The sequence below is a fragment of the Prosthecobacter sp. genome, assembly GCF_020439865.1.
GTDB lineage: Bacteria > Verrucomicrobiota > Verrucomicrobiia > Verrucomicrobiales > Verrucomicrobiaceae > Prosthecobacter.
Map to the genome: position 1 here is coordinate 1 of NZ_JAGRPF010000226.1, position 2,339 is coordinate 2,339.

3 protein-coding genes are annotated in these 2,339 nt (G+C 58.8%); 2 read left to right on the plus strand and 1 reads right to left on the minus strand.

All coding sequences use genetic code 11. The features are described 5' to 3' along the window. Positions 1–289, minus strand: a 289-nt coding sequence (locus tag KDL09_RS24195) for an NAD(P)-binding domain-containing protein (protein WP_294391178.1), incomplete at its 3' end; no start/stop codon positions are given. 112 nt (positions 290–401) lie between these two features. On the opposite strand from KDL09_RS24195, the gene KDL09_RS24200 reads away from it, so the two are divergent. Continuing rightward, positions 402–1,730 carry a hypothetical protein gene (locus tag KDL09_RS24200; RefSeq protein ID WP_294391181.1) on the plus strand — a complete coding sequence of 443 codons (1,329 nt, stop codon included), beginning with the start codon at positions 402–404 and terminating at the stop codon, positions 1,728–1,730. 291 nt (positions 1,731–2,021) lie between these two features. After that, the coding region (locus KDL09_RS24205; protein ID WP_294391184.1) for an efflux RND transporter permease subunit at positions 2,022–2,339 on the plus strand (318 nt) is incomplete at its 3' end.

Sequence of the window (2,339 nt, forward strand, 5' to 3'; positions counted from 1 at the left end):
CCGCCAGCTCGGCACCCAGCGCGGCCATTTCGGACGGATCACCTGTGGTCGTGTCGACGAGGATCTGTCCGGAACGCAGCTTTGCGTCGCGCAACACATCGCGAACGATGTTCGAGTTCGGCAGGCAGAGGAAAACAACATCACAATGATCAAACACGTCTGCCGCCGTGACGGCATTCACGCACCGCGCCTCATCCATATCCCAACCTCGTGATGCTCCGGTCATCTTCAAAACAGCCGAACCCATCAGGCCCATGCCGATGATGCCGGTGGTTGGTGAGGAACTCATGCGCAGAGCTAAACGCAGCCAGGACCGAATGCCAACCTTCGTCTGCGTCCTCATTCGCGAAATCGTGCATCGAATGCAAAGCGACACGTTTTTCGCTCGTTTCGCTAGGTCCATGCGTCACCTCGTTTTTCTCCTTCCTGCACTCGCGGTCTCGGTTTTCGCGCAGAACGCGCCTTATGATGTGTTTCCGCCCGCGGACCCGCCTTGGTATCGCGTGCGCTATGAGGCACCCAAGCCAAAGGTTGCTCCGGGCGAGCTGATTTTTCCGGTGAACTACACGGTGTGGATTCCGCCGGGGGTGAAGTCGCTGCGCGGAGTCATTGTGCATCAGCATGGTTGTGGCGAAGGCTCGTGCAAATCGGGCCTCACGGGTGCATTTGATCTGCACTGGCAGGCCTTGGCGAAGAAGCATGACTGCGCGCTGCTCTCACCGAGTTATGAACAGCCTCAGGAGGCCGACTGCCAGATGTGGTGTGATCCGCGCAATGGGTCGAGTGCGTCGTTTCAGAAGTGCCGTGTAGATCTCGGCGGGCGGAGCGTCCTTCAAGAAAAAGCGAAGGTGCCGTGGGCCTTGTGGGGGCACAGCGGCGGCGGTCACTGGGCAGGCGGCATGGTATTGATGCATCCGGATCGTGTTGCGTGCGCGTGGCTGCGCAGTGGTGTGCCGTTGCTTACATCCGATCCGAAGCGCACAACAATCAAGGCTCACACCGTGCCTGAAGCGGCGTTGCAGGTGCCGGTGATGTGCAATCCGGGGACGAAGGAGGGCGTGACGGTGAAGGAGGGCCGTTTCGCCGGAGTGTGGCCTTCGAATGAAGCGTTCTTCACCGAAGTGCGTGGTAAAGGCGGACTGATCGGCGTCGCTGTCGATCCGCTGACGGCGCACGAGTGCGGCAACTCGCGCTACATGGCGATTCCGTGGCTCGACGCATGCCTCACCGCACGTTTGCCCAAAAAGAGTGGTGACCCGATGAATGCCATGCCCACGGAGGGCGCATGGCTCGCGCCGTTGCTTGGAACGAAAGCCGTCGCTGCAGCGAAATACGAAGGTGATGCGAAGAAAGCTGTCTGGCTGCCCAATGAGTCGACGGCCAAGAAGTGGATGCAGTTTGTCAAAGACACACAGATTCCCGACACCACGCCTCCGCCTGCTCCGACGAACGTTACCGTGAACGGCAGTGAACTCACCTGGAACGCCGAGGCTGACCTCGAAAGTGGCATCGGACATTTCATCATCGAGCGCGACGGCAAAGAAATAGGCACTGTGCCGCAAGAGTCGAAGAATCCCTTCGGTCGCCCGATCTTCCAAGGCCAGCAGTACAGCGACACACCCTCAAACCCACTGGTGAAGATGACCTTCACCGATACCACTGCCGAGGCTGGCAAGAAACACGCGTATCGCGTGATCTCGGTGAACACAGTGGGATTGAAGTCCAAGTAGGAAAACAGCCAGTTGGGCCTGGTCTCAAAGGGCGAGCCAGCGGCGGGTAGATGGCCCGCATGGAAACTCGAGCCTGGCAGCTCAGGGCAGATGCGGCATCCATAGGAATGCCGCTGCACACCCCTTCCCGGCATACGAGAAAATAGGTTGGAGAGGCTACGTCAGCCGGCCGGAACGCATGGTACGGTCATGGTGGAAACCAATTTAACCACCTGACGTCGTGACTTCGATCCACAACATCGGAAGCCGGTTTCTGGCACGTAGCCACAACCGAAATCGAAGAATCTGACCATGTTTGCCAAGATTCTTCATCGACCGGTTTTTGCCATGGTGATCTCGCTGATCATCATGTTTCTGGGTGCGCTTTCGATCCTTACGCTGCCGATCTCCCAGTTCCCAAACGTGGCCCCCGTGGTGGTGGTGGTCAGCATCACCTACCCGGGAGCCAGCGCCAAGGTTCTTGAGGAATCCTGTCTTATTCCGCTGGACCAGTCGATCAACGGCGTGCCGGACATGAAGTACATGATTTCCGACGCCACCAGTGCGGGGGAGGCGACCATCCAGGTGATCTTCCACATGGGCACCGATCCGAAGGAGGCCACGGTGAAC

Coding starts and splice junctions, on each gene's coding strand:
- KDL09_RS24200 (WP_294391181.1), top strand. CDS start 402: ATGCGTCACCTCGTTTTTCTCCTTCCTGCACTCGCGGTCTCGGTTTTC.